Genomic DNA, 17,028 nt, shown 5'->3' on the forward strand with positions numbered 1-17,028 from the left:
GGCTCTGCGCAGCAGCGCAAGCGTGCTGCAGCGTGTCCGGGACACGGAAGAGTACGCTTCAGGCGCTGTCGGTCTTCTTCGCCGTCAGCGCCTGGTCGATGGCGAAGCCGCCGATCTCGCTCATCGCCTGCGAGACCACGTCACCCTTGCGGGCAAAGCCGGCCGAGAGAACATCGAACTGCGTCCGCGCCAGCCGCAGCACCTCGATCGGCACCGAAACCGCGGTCGCGTTGAAGCTGTCGACGGAGGCGCGCAAGCCGTCCAGCTCGGTTGTGAGGTTGCCGATATGGCTCTCGGCACTCTGCATCAGGCCGATCAGCTTGTCGCGCTCGGCGTCGAATGCGGCGCGCTCGGCTGCGGCTGTCGCGGTGACCTCGTCAAGCTGCGTCCTCAACGCCTCGATCTGGCTGACCATGGCATCGGAGGCGAGCTCGGCGGCCTCCCGCAGCTCGGTGCTGCGCGCGTGCTCTTCCTGTTGCTGGTGAAACAGCCGCTCGGCCGTCATCGCCCGCTGCGCCAGCGACTCGATCAAAGCGGCGGCACGCAGCAGCATCTCGCCGTTCCGCCCCGACACCATGCTGGCCATGCGGCGCAGGAAGTCGGTGGTTTCAGACGATGAGTTCGGCGGCAGTGGGACGACCGTCGCGGACATGGGGATGATGCTGGAGCCAGGGCAGAATGGCAGCCGCCGTACCGACTGAGCTCACGCAACACTCGGCGCCTGATCGCACGCCCTGAGCAAGCCTGAATCGACCGGCCGGGTCAACCAAGCAGCACGCATAAAATCGACTTTCCGCCGCAAAGCGAGTGTCATGCGTCCTTCTGCCGCCCGATCCGCCCCAGATGGGTGAATCCGAACCCGGCAGAATATTTCAGGCCATAGCCCAGCGCCCGGTCGATCCCGATATGGGCGAGCCAGATCAAGGCGATGGACAGAGTGAGGGGCGAGGCGAGGCCGAAGCCCAGCGTCAGCAGCGTCACCGGTGCCATGTAGCTGTGGGCGGCGTTGTAGACCATCGCGCCGAATTTGGCGTCGGAGAGGTATGCCAGGAAGCTCAGATCGGGCGCGAAGAAGAGCAGGGCGAACACGAGCCAGGAGCCGTCCCAGGCCGCATAGAGCATCACCATGCCCGCGAACAGGGTGAGGCCCTCCAGCCGCAGCAGGATGTTGACGCCGCCGGTCGCAGCGCCGGTCTCAGCGCCGGTCTTGGCCGTTCCTTGGTCCATCGTCGCCTCCAGGCAAAACTTTGTAATTCCTTGCGCTTTGGCGCTGGCTCAACGCAGCCCTGCGGCGCCGAAAGCCGCTTCCCGGGCCGCAAAATGCCGTGTTAGAACCCCGCATCACTTAAGAACTGGCGGGAGCAAATGAAACACATCCTGGACGCCCTTGAAGATCGTCGCGCCGGCGCAAAGCTCGGCGGCGGGGAGAAGCGCATCGAGGCTCAGCACGCCCGCGGCAAGCTGACCGCGCGCGAGCGCATCGAGCTGCTGCTCGACAAGGGGTCGTTCGAGGAATTCGACATGTTCGTCGAGCACCGCTCCACCGAGTTCGGCATGGAGAAGAACAAGGTGCCCGGCGACGGCGTCGTTACGGGATGGGGCACCGTCAACGGCCGCAAGACGTTTGTCTTCGCCAAGGATTTCACCGTGTTCGGCGGCTCGCTCTCCGAGACCCACGCGCTGAAGATCACCAAGCTGCAGGACATGGCGATGAAGGCGCGGGCGCCCATCATCGGCCTCTATGACGCGGGCGGCGCCCGCATCCAGGAAGGCGTCGCCGCGCTCGCCGGCTACTCCTACGTGTTCCGTCGCAACGTGCTCGCCTCGGGCGTGATCCCGCAGATCTCCGTCATCATGGGCCCCTGCGCCGGCGGCGACGTCTATTCGCCCGCCATGACCGACTTCATCTTCATGGTGAAGAACACCAGCTACATGTTCGTCACCGGCCCCGACGTGGTGAAGACCGTCACCAACGAGGTCGTCACCGCCGAGGAGCTCGGCGGTGCCTCGGTGCACGCGACGCGCTCCTCGATCGCCGACGGCGCCTTCGACAACGACGTCGAGACGCTGTTGCAGATGCGTCGCCTGATCGACTTCCTGCCGTCCAACAACAGTGACGGCGTGCCGGAATGGCCGAGCTTCGACGATATCGAGCGGGTCGACATGTCCCTGGACACGTTGATCCCCGACAATCCGAACAAGCCCTACGACATGAAGGAGCTGATCCTCAAGGTCGTGGACGAGGGCGATTTCTTCGAGATCGCAGATGCGTTCGCCAAGAACATCGTCACCGGCTTCGGCCGCATCGCGGGACGTACTGTCGGCTTCGTCGCGAACCAGCCGATGGTGCTGGCCGGCGTGCTCGATTCTGATGCCTCCCGCAAGGCCGCGCGCTTCGTCCGCTTCTGCGATGCCTTCAACATCCCGATCGTCACCTTCGTCGACGTGCCGGGCTTCCTGCCGGGCACCGCGCAGGAATATGGCGGCCTGATCAAGCACGGCGCGAAGCTCTTGTTCGCCTATTCGCAGTGCACCGTGCCGCTGGTGACCATCATCACCCGCAAGGCCTATGGCGGCGCCTTCGACGTCATGGCCTCCAAGGAGATCGGCGCCGACATGAACTACGCCTGGCCGACCGCCCAGATCGCGGTGATGGGCGCCAAGGGCGCGGTCGAGATCATCTTCCGCTCCGACATCGGCGACCCCGACAAGATCGCCGCCCGCACCAAGGAATACGAGGATCGTTTCCTGTCGCCCTTCATTGCCGCCGAGCGCGGCTACATCGACGACGTCATCATGCCGCACTCGACGCGGAAGCGCATCGCACGGGCGCTGTCGATGCTGAAGGATAAGAAGGTGGAAACGCCGGCGAAGAAGCACGACAATTTGCCGTTGTGAGGGAAGGGCACGCCGGTGGCAATTTGGCGTCGTCGATCGAGATCATGGCGGCGCGCCATTGGATCGTGCGGCTTGATATTGGGCGTGTTGTCCGCAGTCCTGGCGATGGACAAATCATGCTTTGCCCAGGACGCCGAGATGACCGTCACCGCCCGCACGTCGGAAGAGACCGTTATCGAAGGCTACGCCGACGCCGACAATAAGTGTGCACCGGTCGAGCTTCCCCGGCTCTTGCTCCTGAAGTCACCGGAACATGGGGTCGTCTGTTATCGCATCGAGGATTTCGAGGTGGCGGGCGACTCGGGAGGGGATCAGGCATGTATCGGGCGCTGGGTCCGCGGCATAAGCGTGTTCTATCTGGCTCGATCTGGTTACAGCGGGCCGGATAGTCTCCGGTACGAAGCAGTCACGGATCGAAGGCGGGACAGGGTGGCTGTTCGCGTCACGGTATTGCCCGGCCTCGGAAACGATTCCGATGCGGCCAGCCTTGGTGCTTCTCCGCGCGAGTCCGCTATGTCGCCTGGGCCTATTCCTGCATGCGTTGTGCCGGTGTCTTAGGCGGTCGCGTGCTCTCTAATTAAAGTTCGTTTGTTCCCCGCACGGTTCGCTCGCAAATCTGATGGCCGAAAACGATCCGACCGACGAAATTTCCGACATCGAAGATCGCATCGAGCGGCTCGCCGAGATCGCCGAGCGGTGCCGGAAGTACATCCTGGCGTCCAAGATCGCGATCGGCGGTGGTGCGGCGCTGTTGTTGGTGACGATCCTCGGTGTGTTCAGCTTCGGTCAGACCGCAGCTCTCGGGTCGATTGCGTTGGTGCTCGGCGGGATTGTTTCGCTTGGCTCGAACGTCAGCACGTTGCGCCAAACGGACGATGCCATCAGGGTCGCGGAGGCGCGGCGCGCGGCGTTGATCGGGAGCATCGATCTGCGCGTCGTCGCCGATGCGCCGCTGAAGCTGGTGTGACGCGCCCGGCGCCGGCACGCATCACGCGGCGGTCTTGAGCGTCAGCTCCGACAATTCGGTGCGGCATTCGGCGGCAAAGGCTTGAAGCCGATCGGCGGTCTGCCGGTCGAGGATGGCTTTGGCCAGCCGCTCGGCGCGGGCGATCTGTCGCTTCAGATATTCGATGCGGATCATGGGTCACCTTTCGAACTGCGTCCTTTCGGTGGTGACTGTATGCCGGGCACGGAATTGACTATGTGAGGCGGATCACGTTTCACGCGCCTTATCCGCCGCGGCGAAATGCGCCATCTGGTCGGCATGGGCCTTGGCGAAAGCGGGGCGGCCGGTGGCGCGCGCGACGTAGGCGCGGCAGGCGGGGCTGTCCGCCAGTCCGTCGAAGCCATCGACGACGCGGAGCACGTCCGCCATCAGGATGTCGGCGACGGAGAAGGAGCCTGCCAGCCATTCGTGGCCGGCCAGCACAGGCTCGAGATGCTTGAGGCGCTGCTTGAGGAAGTCATCGACGAATTTCCACGCCGCCGTATCGGTCGGATGTCCCATGAACTTCGACATTCCCCAGGGCAGACTCGCCATCTCCACCGAATTGAGCGCTGCGAACACCCATTCCGTCGTCTCGGCGCGACCGCGCGGATCGGACGGCATCAGCTTCGCGCTGAGCCCGCCGAGATGCAGCAGGATCGCGCCGGTCTCGAAGATCGAGAGGTCGCCATCGGTCAGCCACGGCACCTGGCCAAACGGCTGGTGTGCGAAATGTGCGGCGCCGCGATCGTCGAACGGGGCGCTCGCGACGCGATAGGGCAAGGCGGCCTCTTCGAGCGCCCAGCGCACGCGGAGGTCGCGCACGAACCCGCGCGGCGCTTGGGGAACCCAATTGAAGGTGGTCAGGGTAAGGCCGGCCATTTGCTGTCTCCATGTCCTGATTCAAAAAATGTCCTGTTTCGAAACAAAGGACGAGCGAAGGGCGCCCGTTCCGACACCGGTGCCAACTCTTTTTTGCCGCCGGTCACTCGAGCGGCTAAGCTCGCCGCAAACAACAGGAGGAAATCCGATGCCGGCAGCTTTCTTCGTCGTCCGTGCCACCGTCGCCGATCCCGCCAGGCGCGCCGCGTTCGACAGATGGTACGAGACGGAACATGTGCCCGACGCGGTGAAGGCATTCGGCGTGAGCAAGGCGTGGCGGTTCTGGAGCCTCGATGATCCCGCGCTGCATCAGGCGATGTATCAGTTCGATGACGAGGCCAAGCTTGCGGCGATGCTGAAGGGCGATGCGCTCAATCAGCTCGTCGCCGATTTCAACCGCGACTGGCCCGACGTCAAGCGCTCGCGCGAGACGCTGGTGCTGGCGCAGGAGTTTTCCAAATAGGGCGCACCGAATGTTCGCCTCGCAACGAATCTGAACACGCGATTCAGCCTTGGTTCATGTCGTCACCGCGACACTTCCTCTGCATCACTTGCCAGATAGCCTAGAGGACATGTCATGGAGCGCCGGAACTTTTTGAAACTTGCATTGGGTGTGACGGCGGGCGCCGCCGTCTTTGCCGCGACCGCGCAGGCCGCGCCATTGTCGCCGCAGTCGGTCGGCGATCCCGCGCGCATGCCGCAAGGCAATCCCGACGCTCATCCTGCCGTCACCACCAGCGAGGAAGCCGGCAAGCTTGCGCCCGAACAGGTGCACTGGCATGGCCATCACCGCCACTGGGGCTGGCACCGCCGTCATTGGCGCCGGCATCACCGGCGCTGGCACCGTCGCCATTGGTAAGCAGCGGCAAGCCGCGAATTGGACGGGGATCGCAGCCGCGGTCCCCGTTTCGACTCGAGGCCGCTCAAATTCGAAGGCGGACGAATCGTCGGCAGCAAGCCTCAAACGAAAATGGCCGCGCAGGCTGAACCTGCGCGGCCATCTTGCGATGCAAGGAGATCAGAACGGGCGGCAGCGGCCGGCGTACCAGCGGAAGCCATAGGGGCACACGCGCGCGCGGGGCACGACGACGACCGGCGGGGCTACATAGACGGGGGCCGGGCGTACCACGACCGCGCCGCGCATCGGGCGGCAATGTCCATAGGGACCGCGATAGAACCCTCGGCCGCAGCCCTCGGCGGCGCTGGCGGCCTCGCTGAAACCGACGACCGCGCTGGCGAGCATGGCGGCGGCAAACAGGTATTTCATATGATCTTCCTTCTCGTCCTTGGAGCAAGTCTTTGGCGGCTTGGCGCGCGTGGCGCACAATGAATCAAAAGACACGATTCGACATGTTAAAATTCTGCAAGCATGCCGACCCGGCGCGATCCAACCTGCCAATCATGGCCTGAACGCGGCATGAACGTTGTCCGCGTACGGCTTCATGCGACGCGGATGGCGCTGGAGCCCGTCCGATGAATCGGAGCGGCTGCAGGTTCTTGTTTGACGCGAACGGCATCCACTTCGCTCGACAACGCTCTAGCGGCCGAGGAAGCCCAGCACCAACTCCTTGTACCTGTCCGGAGCCTCCAGGAAGACCAAATGGCCGGTGTCCGGAATGACCTCAGCTCGCGCATTTGGCATCTTCGCCGCAAATGCCTTCGCCAGCTCGGCGTTCTGACCCATTCTGGGCCGTAGTGCTTCCGGCGCGTTCGGCCGGCCCGGCGCGTTGTGGTCGTCGGCGCCCATGATGAACAGCGTGGGTTCGGTGACCAGGGGAATCTCATGCGCGACCGGCTCGCGATAGATCATCTGCCCGGAGCTGACGAAGGCGCGCAGCCAGCGCGGGTAGTCGGGGCTCCCCTTGATGTTGAAGCGGGCGTCGATATACGGCGTGATCGCATCAGGCGGCAGCTTGATTGCGTAGTTGGTTTGCAGCTGCTTGCGATAGCCGTCGGCGGTGAGCTTGTCCTCGGTCGCAATGATCGCCTCGGTCGGCGTCGGCGGCACGTAGAGGCGGTAGTCCTCCAGCCCGATCGGCGCAGTCAGCACGAGGTGGGCGACGCGATCAGGGTAGGCGCGGGCGATGCGCACACCCAGCATTCCCCCGAGTGAATGGGCGACGATGTCGGCCTTGTTGATCTGCAAGTGATCGAGCAGCGCGATGGTGTTGCGCGCCAGCGTGTCGAAATGCAGCTCGCCCGCAGGTTTGGAGGATTTGCCGAAGCCGATCTGGTCCGGGACCACGACGCGGTACCCGGCGTCGTTGAGCATCCTGATGACAGGGGCCCAATAGCTCGATGGAAAATTGCGCCCATGTAGCAGCACCACGGTGCGGCCGTTCGGTTGTGCAGGCGCGACGTCCATGTAGGCCATGCTGAGCTGCTCGCCGTCGTTGACGAGCGGCAATTGGTGCACGGGATAGGGATAGGCATAACCCTCGAGTGCGATGCCATAGGGCTCGCGTGGGTGCGTGTCTGCGGCGTGCGCGGTGGTGAGCAGGGAAGCAAGAAGAGCGGCGGCGAGGGCGGCCGGGACGATGCGGATCATGGTGGGTCTCTAACGGTCACGGAATGACCGTTCGCACAAGCGTGTGGATGGCCGGGTCAAGCCCGGCCACGACGAGAGTGGGAGTTCACACGCAAATGTGCGACGTCACGCGAATGGCGTGATCAGTCCTTCCCGTCGCCGAACAGCGCGGCAAACTGCTTCTCACCGGTGCGCATCCCGGGCATTGTTGTGCCGGTGGCGGGTGGAGGAAGCGTTTGGACGCATCATTCGATCTTCCGCGAGGTCTCGAAATTGCCGTCGGTATTCATCGTGTACAAATGCTTCAAGCGGCCGCCTTCGCCGAGCAGGTAGTAGTGATTGCCGATGACGCCGGTTTCGTTGCGCGCGCCGCGGAAGACGATGAGACGGCTGCTGGCACGGCTGACTACGGCGTCGAAATCGTCGCCGACCTCCCGCCAGCCGGACACCGTGAACAGCTCGGTGATGCGGCCGGTGCGGGCATCCAGCAATACGGGTGCGACGCAGGCCGAACCGCAGGGCAGCTTGACGACGTAATAGTGGCCGGCCGCGCTGATCTTGTCGTCACCGATGGCGTGATCAAACTGCTCGCGAACGTCGCGCAAATATTGGTTGTGCAGGCGCGGCCTCGCCGGTTTTCCGGTGAAGACCTTGGCCGGATAGTCGGCGAATTTGGGAACGATATCCGCATGGGCCGGCAGGATGTGCCCCGCAATGAGCAGGGCAGGAAGCAGAAATAGCAGGCGGTACATGGGGGTCTCGAAAGCGTCCTCGCCCCGATTGGTCGCCCGGCGGGGCGAATGGTTCAAGAGTTGCGAGGGTTAGCCAGCATCATTGCCGAACAGCGCGGCAAACTGCTTCTCACCGGTGCGGGTGAAGTTGACGACGCGGCTGCCGGGCGTGGCGTCGCGCGCCGCCCATTTCAGCTCCGCGAAGCGATGCATCATGGCGGCCCCCAGCGTGCCCGCGAGATGATGGCGCCGCTCGCTCCAGTCGAGGCAGGCCTTGCACACCGGGCGGCGCGGATGGGCCAGCATGTCGGGCGAGATCTGCAGATGTTTGGCCAGGAAGCGCTCGCCTTCGGGCGTCAGCTCGATGTCCTGCTTCTTCTGCCTGATCAGGTTTCGCGTGCGCAGGCTATCCAGCATCTGCACGCCGAGATCACCGGCCAGATGGTCGTAGCAGATCCGCGCGCGACGCAACGCCGGATCCTTCGGCCCGGTGCGCACTCGCATGTGGCCCGTGCGCGCTGCAAGCCCCGCAAGTCCCTCGAGCACGCCGGCGACATCGTCGTCGGTGAGGCGGTAGTAGCGGTGCCGGCCCTGCTTCTCCGGTTCGATCAGTCCGCCGGCCTCGAGTTTTGAAAGGTGCGAGCTCGCGGTCTGCGGCGTGATGCCGGCCTCCTGCGCCAGCTCGCTCGCGGTGAGCGCGCGGCCGTTCATCAGCGCGGTGAGCATGTTGGCGCGCGCTGGATCGCCGACCAGCGAGGCGACCAGGGCGATGTCAGGACCTGATTTCATGCTTCGATGGTAGCCGAAGCATTGTAGTCGGGCAAGGGCGTAGCGTGTTGCCACAAACTCGTCATTGCGAGCGAAGCGAAGCAATCCAGACTGCTTCAGCGGCGACGGTGTCGCTTTGTCCTTTATAACGACCAATCAGGAGCCGCGCATGTCCGTCACCGTCTTCATCCGCTACCAGATCGACCCGTTCAAGCGCGCGCAGTTCGAGGACTATGCGAAGCGCTGGCTCACCATCATCCCGAAATGCGGCGGCGACCTGATCGGCTATTTCATGCCGCATGAAGGCACCAACAACATCGCTTCCGCGCTGATCAGCTTCGAGAGTCTGGCCGCCTATGAAGCCTATCGCGCCCGGCTGCGGCAGGACGCGGAGGGCATGGCGAATTTCCATTTCGCCGAGGAACACAAATTCATCCTCGCCGAAGAACGCACATTCCTGCGCAAGGTGGTATTGTAAGCGAAGCAGCAGCAGGAGATGCCCATGATCGCCGTGATCTTCGAGGTCTGGCCGAAGCCGGAACACCGCCAGGACTATTTCGACCTCGCCGCCGATTTGAAGCCGATCCTGCAAACCATCGACGGCTTCATCTCGGTCGAGCGTTTCGAGAGCCTGACCGACAAGGGCAAGATCCTGTCGGTGTCGTTCTGGCGCGACGAGGCCGCAGTGCAGGCTTGGCGCAACACGATGGAGCACCGCCGGACGCAAGCGAAGGGCAGGGCGCAGATCTTCGCCGACTATCATTTGCGCATTGCCAGCGTCGTCAGGGACTACAGCATGACCGATCGCGAGCAGGCGCCGAAGGACAGCCGCGCCGTGCACGACGCGCACTAGCGCGTTGAGCAGCGTGCGCCTATGTCTGCGCGGCCAACAAGGGGAGAAGAAACATGCACGTCACGACTGCGGACAAGCGCGCGAGCTTCAGGAAAATGCACGAAGGCGGCTGCTTCATCCTGCCCAATCCGGTCGATATCGGCAGTGCCAAGGCGTTGCAGCATCTCGGTTTCAAGGCGCTCGCCTCATCGAGCGCGGGCTTTGCCTGGACCATCGGCAAGGCCGACAACCACGTCAGCGTCGAGGACGTCTGTCAGCATCTGGCAGCAGTGAGTTCGGCTGTCGACATTCCCGTCAATGCCGATTTCGAGGGCGGCTTTGCGGTCGAGCCTGACAGGGTCGCGGACAATGTCGAGCGCTGCGTTCGTACCGGCGTTGCCGGCCTGTCGATCGAGGATTCCACTGGCGACAAACACAATCCGATCTACGAGCGCGCGCTCGCGGTCGAGCGCATCAAGGCCTCGCGCAAGGCGATCGGCGACAGCGGCGTGCTGCTGGTCGGGCGCTGCGAGGCCTTCTTGTGGGGCGTGACCGACTTGAAGCTCGTCATCGACCGGCTCACCGCTTACGCGGACGCCGGAGCCGACTGCCTCTACGCGCCGGGCCTGAAGACCCGCGAGGACATCGCAGCCGTGGTGAAGGCTGTCGCACCGAAGCCCTTCAACCTCCTGATCGGCGCCTCCGGCCTGTCGTTGCAGGAAGCCGGGGATCTCGGCGTGCGCCGCATCAGCGTCGGCGGCTCGCTCGCCCGCGCCGCCTGGGGCGGCTTCATGCGCGCGGCCAAGGAGATGGCGGAGAAGGGCACGTTCACCGAACTCGGCAGCGGCTATCCCGGCGGCGAACTCAACAAGATGTTCAGCTAAACGAAAAGCGGCGGGACCTTTTGGGTCCCGCCGCTATCGGAAATCGCCAAGCGTTACTTCGCGCCGTCAGACGGCGTCTGCGTATCCGGCGCCGGCTTTGCCGCCGGCGTGTCCGGAGCAGGCGCAGCCGGCCGGCTCGGCGCCGCACCCGTGGTCACGCCCGGCTCGGTGTTGTTGCGCGGCGTCACGTCACGCATGCCGGGAGGTGCGGCCGGATTGGTCGCAGGCGCCTGCTGGGCCGTCTGAGTCGCCGGCGCTGTGCTTGCCTGGTTCGTCGTGCTGGAGTTGTTCAGGCCGTAGAACACGGCACCCAGCACAAGAGCGATCGCAACGGCGAACATCGCTACCTTGCCGCTGGAGGCGGGGCCTTCACCAAGCTCGGGATCGGCCTGAAGGCCGGCATCCCGACGCGCCGCGTTTGGATACGCATCGTCGGCGAGGTTCGGGCGGTACGGATCGTTGGGAAAACGGTCGTCAGCCATCGGTTGGGTCTCCTCGTTTATGACGTCAGGACAACCCGTAGATGCGAGATTCTGTTCCGCGCCTCCTCGTGCTTTCGTCGAATGTTGCCTCCGCACCGGGAATCGGGAACCTGTCAGGTTCCATTGAAGGAAGGGAACAAGGCGATGTGGAGCCTGCCGCCGAGCGATAGTGTGCTGCATTTCCTGTCGCTCGTCGCCGTCGCGGCGCAAGGCATGACCGCTGCGCTCGCTGCGGGGAGGCGCAGCATGGATTGGTTGGGAGTCTGCTTCCTCGGCTGCATCACCGCGCTTGGCGGCGGCACGCTGCGCGACCTCTTCCTGGGACACTACCCGCTGGCCTGGGTGCAGAGCCCGATCTATCTGGCGCTCGCCGGCGGCGCGGCCTTCCTCACCATTCTGACCGCGCGCCTCGTGCACCGGCTCAAGCTCGCCTTCATCGTGCTCGATGCCATCGGCCTCGTCGTCTTCACCATGACTGGCTGCGACATCGCCTGGCAGATGGATGCCACACTGCCGATCGTCATCGTCTCCGGGATGGTGACGGGCTGCGCCGGCGGCGTGCTGCGTGACGTGCTCTGCAACGACGTGCCGCTGTTGTTTCGTTCGGAACTCTATGCGACCGTTTCGGTGGCCACCGGCCTGTTCTACGCCACTGCGTTCGGTTTCAACCTCAACGCCGAGCTCTGGACCATCTTGACGTTTGTCCTCGGCATCAGCTTTCGCCTGTTGGCGGTGCGCTACAAATGGGAGATGCCGAAATTCGTTTTCACCGGGGATGAGGAGTAGCGCTTACTTCGCTGCGCTCGCAATGACGAAGAGGCGTCAATTCTCTTTCCGCGCCTTCGCCACTCGCGCCGGCGTTACCAGCAGGCCCGCATTGCCCCAGGAATTGCGGATGTAGTTGGTCACCGCCGCGATATCTTCGTCGGACAATTGTTTGGCATAGCTTGGCATCTCGCCAGTATTCGGCGCGCGCGGGGTCGTCACGGTGTGGGCGCCGTCCAGGATGATGCGCAAGGTGGAGGACGGATTGACCGATTGCAGCAGCGCATTGCCGGGCAGCGGCGGATAGATTCGCGGCGCGCCCGAGCCGTCAGCTTCATGGCAGGCGATGCAGAGCTTGGCGTAGACCGCCCGGCCGGCCTTCATTTCGGCCTCGTCAGGCGGCGTCACGACGGTCTCGCGCCGCGCTGGCGGCAGGCTCTTCAAGTAAACCGCGATCGCGCGCACATCGGCATCGCTCATCTTCGACGTTGAATTGACGATCACTTCGGCCATCGGCCCGCCGGCATGGCTCTTCCCATTGCGCCCGCTCTGCAGATATTCGGTGATGTCCGCCTCGCTCCACGATTTCAGTCCAGTGCGCGCTGCGCCATCGAGTCGGGGAGCAAACCAGCCCGCGAGCTGATTGCCTGACAGGGCCTGCGCGCTCTTGTCGGCGCCGAAATAGTTCTTCGGCGTGTGGCAGGCGCCGCAATGACCGAGCCCGGTGACGAGATAGCCGCCTCTGTTCCACGCCGCGCTCTTGCTCTGGTCCGGCTCGAACAGGCCGGGCTTGAAATACATCGCGTTCCAGACCCGCATCAGCCCGCGATAACCGAACGGCCAGCGCAGCTCCGGCGGCTTGTTGCGGTTGATGACGGGCGCGAGCGTGCCGAGATAGGCGCGGATCGCCAGCGTGTCGTCCTTCGTCATCCTGGTGAAGTAGGGATAAGGGAAGGCCGGGTAATAGTTCGAGCCGTCGGGCGCGATACCGGTGCGCACCGCGCGTACGAAATCGGCATCCTGCCAGGCGCCGATCCCGGTGTCGCGGTCCGGGGTCAGGTTCGGCGCGTAGATCGCGCCGAAGGGCGTGTCGATGCGCTTGCCGCCCGCGAACGGTTTTGCCGGATCGGCGGTGTGGCAGCCTGCGCAGTCGCCGGCCTCGACCAGCGTCTTGCCGTAGGCGATCAGCTCCGGCGACGGCTCGGCGGCGTGGGTTGCGCCCGCAACCGCACTGCACAACGCCAGACCGACAAGAGCGGAGCCTGCCAGAATCGTCCGCATCGAAAGTCTCTCCTGCGACCAATCGCCCAAATCCGGCGCGACGGGGGCATCAGTTCGTTTCGCCACAGTGGGGGTATGGTGACACAAATTGAAAACGGCACGCGTGTTTCAGGCCACGAAGTTGCGATTTTTACCCGACGCCCCCTTTGGTCCAGATTTGTGATGCGGATCGTGAAATATCCGACATAGAGTGGCGGGATTGGTCGGCGCGCCCTAACTAAAAATAATGGGACGGCAACGGCTTAGGTCAGCAAGACCTGAACAGGGCGTGGAAAGAGGACAGCATGGGCATCAACCAGGGTCCGATCAGTCTCGATCAAAAATACACCCAGGAAACAGGGCACGTCTTCACCACGGGCATCCAGGCCCTGGTTCGCCTGCCCATGGCCCAGATCCGGCGGGACCGCGCGGCCGGGCTCAACACCGCAGGCTTCATCTCCGGCTACCGTGGCTCACCGCTCGGCGGCTACGACCAGCAACTCTTCGCCGCCCGCAAGCATCTCGAGCAACACAACATCAAGTTCCAGCCCGGCGTGAACGAGGATCTGGCGGCCACCGCGGTCTGGGGCTCGCAGCAGCTCAACCTCTCGCCCGGCGCCAAATACGACGGCGTGGTCGGCATCTGGTACGGCAAGGGCCCCGGCGTCGATCGCTGCGGCGACGTGTTCCGCCACGGCAACGCCGCCGGTTCCGCCAAGAACGGCGGTGTGCTGTGCCTTGCCGGTGATGACCACGGCGCGAAATCCTCCACCGTCCCGCATCAGTCCGACCATGCCTTCATGTCGGCGCTGATGCCGTATCTCTATCCTTCGAGCATCCACGAGATGATCGAGATGGGCCTGCTCGGCATCGCCATGTCGCGCTATTCGGGCTGCTGGGTCGGCATGAAGGTGATCACGGAAACGGTGGAGACCACCGCCGAGATCGATCTCAGCGACGAGATGAAGCCGTTCATCATCCCGACCGATTTCGAGATGCCGCAAGGCGGCCTCAACCTGCGCTGGCCCGACGACCGCTTCGAACAGGACCGCCGTCTGCAGGACTACAAGGGCTTTGCCGCGATCGCCTTTGCGCGCGCCAACAAGGTCAACCGCATCACCATGGATTCGCCGAACGCCCGTTTCGGCATCATGGCCTCGGGCAAGAGCTACGAGGACGTCCGCCAGGCGCTGCGCGAACTCGGCATCACCGAAGAGGTCGCCGCGAAGATCGGCCTTCGCCTCTACAAGATCGGCATGCCCTGGCCGCTGGAGCCGGAAGGCGTGCGCCAGTTCGCGGTCGGGCTCGAAGAGATCTTCATTATCGAGGAACGCCGCGAGATCGTCGAGAACCAGGTCAAGCAGGAATTGTTCAACTGGCGCGACGACGTGCGCCCGCGCATCGTCGGCAAGATGGACGAGCACGACAAGCGATTCCTCACGTTCTCGGCCGAGCTCAGCGTCGCCTCGCTCGCGACTTCGCTCACCGAGCGACTTCTCAAGCTCGATCTTAACCCCGAGATCAAGGAGATGCTCCGCGCCAAGGCCGATTGGTTCAACGGCCGTCAGGCCACGCAAATGCAGGCGGTCGCGCCTGTCTCCCGCACCCCGTATTTCTGCTCCGGCTGTCCCCATAATACTTCGACCAAGGTCCCCGAAGGCAGCCGTGCGCTGGCCGGCATCGGCTGCCACTTCATGGCGCTATGGATGGACCGATCGACCGAGACCTTTACCCATATGGGCGGAGAGGGCGTGCCGTGGGTCGGCATCGCGCCCTTCACCAACGAGAACCACATCTTCGCCAATCTCGGCGACGGCACCTACTTCCACTCGGGCCTGCTCGCGATTCGGCAGGCGGTCGCGTCCAAGACCAACATCACCTACAAGATCCTCTACAACGACGCGGTCGCCATGACCGGTGGCCAGCGCCACGACGGCGATCTGTCGCCGCAGCAGATCACCTTCCAGCTCCACGCCGAAGGCATCCGCGAGATCTATCTGGTTTCCGAGACGCCCGATGCCTATCCCTCCGACAGCATCGCGCCCGGCGTGAAGCTCTATCATCGCGACGAGCTGCAGAACGTCATGAAGATGTGCCGGGAGCACCAGGGCACATCGGCAATCGTCTTCGTGCAGACGTGCGCCGCCGAGAAGCGCCGCCGCCGCAAGCGTGGCCTGATGGAGGATCCAGCGCGCCGCGTCATGATCAACCCGGCCGTCTGCGAGGGCTGCGGCGACTGTTCGGTGCAGTCGAACTGCATCTCGGTCGAGCCGCTGGAGACCGAGTTCGGCCGCAAGCGCGCCATCAACCAGTCGTCCTGCAACAAGGACTATTCCTGTGTGAAGGGCTTCTGCCCGTCCTTCGTCACCGTGGACGGCGGCAAGCCGCGCCACCGCGCGCCGGCTGAGCTGGCCGATATCGGCGCGCTGCCCGAGCCGGTCTCGCGCCCGACGCTCGACAAGCCCTACAATATCGCGGTCGGCGGCGTCGGCGGGACCGGCGTGCTCACCATCGGCGCGCTGCTCGGCATGGCCGCCCATATCGAGGGCAAGGCCTCAATGATCCTCGACATGTCGGGCCTCGCGCAAAAGGGCGGGGCGGTGCTCAGCCACGTCCGCCTGTCGGATCACCCGGCCGAGGTGACGTGCTCGCGCATCGTCACCGGCACGGCCGATCTCGTGCTCGCCGCGGACGAAGTGGTCGCCGTCGCCAAGGATACCATCTCGCTCTGCGACACCAGCCGTACCCGCGGCATCATCAACAGCCACGTCATTCCCACCGCCGACTTTGTCCTCAACCGCGACTTCAACTTCCAGACCCGCAAGCTGAATGGATTGCTCGAGACGGCGCTGCACAAGGACTCGGTGTTCTTCGATTTTACCAAGCCGGCCGAGCAACTGCTCGGCGATGCCATCGCCACCAACATGATGATGATGGGCTATGCCTATCAGAAGGGCCTGTTCCCACTGTCCGCGGAAGCGATCGAGCAGGCCATCGAGATCAATGGCGTTTCGATCAAGATGAACAAGGAAGCCTTCCGCCTCGGCCGCCTCGCGGTCGCAGATCCCAAGCGGCTCGCCGACATGCTGAAGGGCACGGACGAAGTCGTTGCCCCGAAGACGCTGGACGCCATGACGCTCGATGAAGTCATCGAGCATCGCACCAAGCATCTCACGGCCTACCAGAATGGCCGCTTGGCAAAACGTTACCGCAAGCTGGTCGACCAAGTTCGCGATGCGGCCAAGCAGGGCGGGTATGACGATGCATTGCCGCGCGCGGTCGCAGTGAACTACGCCAAGCTGCTGGCCTACAAGGACGAATACGAGGTCGCGCGTCTGTTCACCGACGGCGCCTTCGAAAAGCAGCTCCGCGACCAGTTCGAGGGCGACTACAAGTTCAACTTCAACCTCGCCCCGCCGATCCTCGGTGGCGGTCTCGACCCGCTCGGCCGTCCGAAGAAGCGCGCCTTCGGCCCGTGGATGCTCAACGTCTTCGGCGTGCTCGCGAAGCTCAAATTCCTGCGCGGCACGGCGCTCGACATCTTCGGCCGCAGCCCCGATCGCAAGCTCGAGCGCGATTTGATCGCTGGCTACGAGAAGGACGTCGCAACCGTGCTCGGCCTGCTGTCGCCGCTCACCATCGACACCGCGGTGGAATTGCTCTCGCTGCCCGACCGCATCCGCGGCTACGGCCCGGTGAAGGAGAAGGCGGTGGCGGACGCAAAGGTGCGTTACGCGCAGCTCGCCGCGGATTTGGCGAACCCGCCGCCTGCGCCGCGGCAGATCGCGGCGGAGTAGTCGGTCTCGTGGTCTCGCAAGCGCATTAGCGAAGCGTAATCCGCGGCGTTTGCAGGCGTAGAATTCTCATGTGAAATCAATCCCCATTCTACTGTGCATGGGGTTGTTTTCGCAAAATTGGGATCGCCGCACCCGGAGTGAGCTCCCACTTGCGCCCACCCGCTACCCTCTCGCGCGACGGAATATTTCCGCGCTTGCCAATCCGCCCGGTGCGGTT

General features: G+C 64.1%; 20 protein-coding genes. 10 read left to right on the top strand and 10 right to left on the bottom strand.

Annotated elements, in window-relative coordinates:
• Positions 1–58: 58 nt before the first annotated feature.
• Together C7G42_RS31920 and C7G42_RS31925 are read right to left on the bottom strand one after the other, a co-directional pair.
• Positions 59–652, bottom strand: coding sequence for a hypothetical protein (locus C7G42_RS31920; protein ID WP_106952812.1), 594 nt, complete (start codon positions 650–652; stop codon positions 59–61).
• A 158-nt stretch (positions 653–810) separates the two neighbouring features.
• The gene (locus C7G42_RS31925) at positions 811–1,227 is read right to left on the bottom strand and encodes a DUF4260 domain-containing protein (RefSeq protein WP_106952813.1); all 417 of its coding nucleotides are present in this window, start codon (positions 1,225–1,227) and stop codon (positions 811–813) included.
• Between the two features lie 138 nt (positions 1,228–1,365).
• Between C7G42_RS31925 and C7G42_RS31930 the strand changes: the two genes are divergently transcribed.
• The 3 genes from C7G42_RS31930 (at position 1,366) to C7G42_RS31940 (ending at position 3,865) form a co-directional block, all read left to right on the top strand.
• Complete coding sequence (locus C7G42_RS31930) at positions 1,366–2,898, top strand: acyl-CoA carboxylase subunit beta (RefSeq protein ID WP_106952814.1); 1,533 nt, start codon at positions 1,366–1,368, stop codon at positions 2,896–2,898.
• 138 nt (positions 2,899–3,036) lie between these two features.
• Entirely contained in the window at positions 3,037–3,456 is a 420-nt protein-coding gene (locus C7G42_RS31935) for a hypothetical protein (RefSeq protein ID WP_147250312.1), read from the top strand.
• A gap of 61 nt (positions 3,457–3,517) precedes the next feature.
• Positions 3,518–3,865 carry a hypothetical protein gene (locus C7G42_RS31940; protein WP_106952816.1) on the top strand — a complete coding sequence of 116 codons (348 nt, stop codon included), beginning with the start codon at positions 3,518–3,520 and terminating at the stop codon, positions 3,863–3,865.
• Between the two features lie 21 nt (positions 3,866–3,886).
• On the opposite strand, the gene C7G42_RS35560 is transcribed toward C7G42_RS31940, so the two are convergent.
• Together C7G42_RS35560 and C7G42_RS31945 are read right to left on the bottom strand one after the other, a co-directional pair.
• Positions 3,887–4,039 (bottom strand): hypothetical protein, encoded by a 153-nt coding sequence (locus tag C7G42_RS35560; RefSeq protein WP_199581243.1) that lies wholly within the window; start codon positions 4,037–4,039, stop codon positions 3,887–3,889.
• Positions 4,040–4,111: 72 nt separating this feature from the next.
• Entirely contained in the window at positions 4,112–4,765 is a 654-nt protein-coding gene (locus tag C7G42_RS31945) for a glutathione S-transferase family protein (RefSeq protein ID WP_106952817.1), read from the bottom strand.
• A 148-nt stretch (positions 4,766–4,913) separates the two neighbouring features.
• On the opposite strand from C7G42_RS31945, the gene C7G42_RS31950 reads away from it, so the two are divergent.
• Together C7G42_RS31950 and C7G42_RS31955 are read left to right on the top strand one after the other, a co-directional pair.
• The gene (locus C7G42_RS31950; RefSeq protein WP_199581244.1) at positions 4,914–5,228 is read left to right on the top strand and encodes a hypothetical protein; all 315 of its coding nucleotides are present in this window, start codon (positions 4,914–4,916) and stop codon (positions 5,226–5,228) included.
• 114 nt (positions 5,229–5,342) lie between these two features.
• Positions 5,343–5,624, top strand: a complete 282-nt coding sequence (locus C7G42_RS31955; protein ID WP_106952818.1) for a twin-arginine translocation signal domain-containing protein — start codon at positions 5,343–5,345, stop codon at positions 5,622–5,624.
• A 159-nt stretch (positions 5,625–5,783) separates the two neighbouring features.
• Here C7G42_RS31955 and C7G42_RS31960 read toward each other — a convergent pair whose 3' ends face one another.
• The 4 genes from C7G42_RS31960 to C7G42_RS31975 form a co-directional block, all read right to left on the bottom strand.
• Positions 5,784–6,032, bottom strand: coding sequence for a GCG_CRPN prefix-to-repeats domain-containing protein (locus C7G42_RS31960; RefSeq protein ID WP_106952856.1), 249 nt, complete (start codon positions 6,030–6,032; stop codon positions 5,784–5,786).
• Positions 6,033–6,302: 270 nt separating this feature from the next.
• Positions 6,303–7,313: an alpha/beta fold hydrolase gene (locus tag C7G42_RS31965; RefSeq protein WP_106952819.1), complete on the bottom strand. Its 1,011-nt coding sequence runs from the start codon at positions 7,311–7,313 to the stop codon at positions 6,303–6,305.
• A 224-nt stretch (positions 7,314–7,537) separates the two neighbouring features.
• Positions 7,538–8,044: a hypothetical protein gene (locus C7G42_RS31970; protein WP_147250313.1), complete on the bottom strand. Its 507-nt coding sequence runs from the start codon at positions 8,042–8,044 to the stop codon at positions 7,538–7,540.
• Between the two features lie 69 nt (positions 8,045–8,113).
• On the bottom strand, positions 8,114–8,812 hold the full coding sequence (locus tag C7G42_RS31975) for a metalloregulator ArsR/SmtB family transcription factor (protein WP_199581245.1): 699 nt from the start codon (positions 8,810–8,812) through the stop codon (positions 8,114–8,116).
• Positions 8,813–8,960: 148 nt separating this feature from the next.
• Between C7G42_RS31975 and C7G42_RS31980 the strand changes: the two genes are divergently transcribed.
• From C7G42_RS31980 to C7G42_RS31990, 3 genes are read left to right on the top strand one after another with little or no spacing between them, the layout of a single operon-like run.
• The gene (locus C7G42_RS31980) at positions 8,961–9,269 is read left to right on the top strand and encodes an NIPSNAP family protein (RefSeq protein ID WP_106952821.1); all 309 of its coding nucleotides are present in this window, start codon (positions 8,961–8,963) and stop codon (positions 9,267–9,269) included.
• A gap of 24 nt (positions 9,270–9,293) precedes the next feature.
• Entirely contained in the window at positions 9,294–9,644 is a 351-nt protein-coding gene (locus C7G42_RS31985; protein ID WP_015685445.1) for an antibiotic biosynthesis monooxygenase family protein, read from the top strand.
• A gap of 53 nt (positions 9,645–9,697) precedes the next feature.
• Positions 9,698–10,507, top strand: a complete 810-nt coding sequence (locus C7G42_RS31990) for an isocitrate lyase/PEP mutase family protein (protein ID WP_106952822.1) — start codon at positions 9,698–9,700, stop codon at positions 10,505–10,507.
• 53 nt (positions 10,508–10,560) lie between these two features.
• On the opposite strand, the gene C7G42_RS31995 is transcribed toward C7G42_RS31990, so the two are convergent.
• Entirely contained in the window at positions 10,561–10,989 is a 429-nt protein-coding gene (locus tag C7G42_RS31995; RefSeq protein ID WP_106952823.1) for a hypothetical protein, read from the bottom strand.
• Between the two features lie 144 nt (positions 10,990–11,133).
• Here C7G42_RS31995 and C7G42_RS32000 point away from each other — a divergent pair, with 144 nt between their 5' ends.
• The gene (locus tag C7G42_RS32000) at positions 11,134–11,775 is read left to right on the top strand and encodes a trimeric intracellular cation channel family protein (RefSeq protein WP_106952824.1); all 642 of its coding nucleotides are present in this window, start codon (positions 11,134–11,136) and stop codon (positions 11,773–11,775) included.
• Between the two features lie 36 nt (positions 11,776–11,811).
• On the opposite strand, the gene C7G42_RS32005 is transcribed toward C7G42_RS32000, so the two are convergent.
• Positions 11,812–13,035, bottom strand: coding sequence for a c-type cytochrome (locus C7G42_RS32005; protein ID WP_106952825.1), 1,224 nt, complete (start codon positions 13,033–13,035; stop codon positions 11,812–11,814).
• Between the two features lie 284 nt (positions 13,036–13,319).
• On the opposite strand from C7G42_RS32005, the gene C7G42_RS32010 reads away from it, so the two are divergent.
• Positions 13,320–16,811: an indolepyruvate ferredoxin oxidoreductase family protein gene (locus tag C7G42_RS32010; protein WP_106952826.1), complete on the top strand. Its 3,492-nt coding sequence runs from the start codon at positions 13,320–13,322 to the stop codon at positions 16,809–16,811.
• Positions 16,812–17,028: the final 217 nt, after the last annotated feature.

The sequence above is a fragment of the Bradyrhizobium sp. MOS003 genome (genome assembly GCF_003020125.1).
Classification (GTDB): Bacteria; Pseudomonadota; Alphaproteobacteria; order Rhizobiales; family Xanthobacteraceae; genus Bradyrhizobium.

Coding starts and splice junctions, on each gene's coding strand:
- C7G42_RS31920 (WP_106952812.1), bottom strand. CDS start 652: ATGTCCGCGACGGTCGTCCCACTGCCGCCGAACTCATCGTCTGAAACC.
- C7G42_RS31925 (WP_106952813.1), bottom strand. CDS start 1,227: ATGGACCAAGGAACGGCCAAGACCGGCGCTGAGACCGGCGCTGCGACC.
- C7G42_RS31930 (WP_106952814.1), top strand. CDS start 1,366: ATGAAACACATCCTGGACGCCCTTGAAGATCGTCGCGCCGGCGCAAAG.
- C7G42_RS31935 (WP_147250312.1), top strand. CDS start 3,037: ATGACCGTCACCGCCCGCACGTCGGAAGAGACCGTTATCGAAGGCTAC.
- C7G42_RS31940 (WP_106952816.1), top strand. CDS start 3,518: ATGGCCGAAAACGATCCGACCGACGAAATTTCCGACATCGAAGATCGC.
- C7G42_RS35560 (WP_199581243.1), bottom strand. CDS start 4,039: ATGATCCGCATCGAATATCTGAAGCGACAGATCGCCCGCGCCGAGCGG.
- C7G42_RS31945 (WP_106952817.1), bottom strand. CDS start 4,765: ATGGCCGGCCTTACCCTGACCACCTTCAATTGGGTTCCCCAAGCGCCG.
- C7G42_RS31950 (WP_199581244.1), top strand. CDS start 4,914: ATGCCGGCAGCTTTCTTCGTCGTCCGTGCCACCGTCGCCGATCCCGCC.
- C7G42_RS31955 (WP_106952818.1), top strand. CDS start 5,343: ATGGAGCGCCGGAACTTTTTGAAACTTGCATTGGGTGTGACGGCGGGC.
- C7G42_RS31960 (WP_106952856.1), bottom strand. CDS start 6,032: ATGAAATACCTGTTTGCCGCCGCCATGCTCGCCAGCGCGGTCGTCGGT.
- C7G42_RS31965 (WP_106952819.1), bottom strand. CDS start 7,313: ATGATCCGCATCGTCCCGGCCGCCCTCGCCGCCGCTCTTCTTGCTTCC.
- C7G42_RS31970 (WP_147250313.1), bottom strand. CDS start 8,044: ATGTACCGCCTGCTATTTCTGCTTCCTGCCCTGCTCATTGCGGGGCAC.
- C7G42_RS31975 (WP_199581245.1), bottom strand. CDS start 8,812: ATGAAATCAGGTCCTGACATCGCCCTGGTCGCCTCGCTGGTCGGCGAT.
- C7G42_RS31980 (WP_106952821.1), top strand. CDS start 8,961: ATGTCCGTCACCGTCTTCATCCGCTACCAGATCGACCCGTTCAAGCGC.
- C7G42_RS31985 (WP_015685445.1), top strand. CDS start 9,294: ATGATCGCCGTGATCTTCGAGGTCTGGCCGAAGCCGGAACACCGCCAG.
- C7G42_RS31990 (WP_106952822.1), top strand. CDS start 9,698: ATGCACGTCACGACTGCGGACAAGCGCGCGAGCTTCAGGAAAATGCAC.
- C7G42_RS31995 (WP_106952823.1), bottom strand. CDS start 10,989: ATGGCTGACGACCGTTTTCCCAACGATCCGTACCGCCCGAACCTCGCC.
- C7G42_RS32000 (WP_106952824.1), top strand. CDS start 11,134: ATGTGGAGCCTGCCGCCGAGCGATAGTGTGCTGCATTTCCTGTCGCTC.
- C7G42_RS32005 (WP_106952825.1), bottom strand. CDS start 13,035: ATGCGGACGATTCTGGCAGGCTCCGCTCTTGTCGGTCTGGCGTTGTGC.
- C7G42_RS32010 (WP_106952826.1), top strand. CDS start 13,320: ATGGGCATCAACCAGGGTCCGATCAGTCTCGATCAAAAATACACCCAG.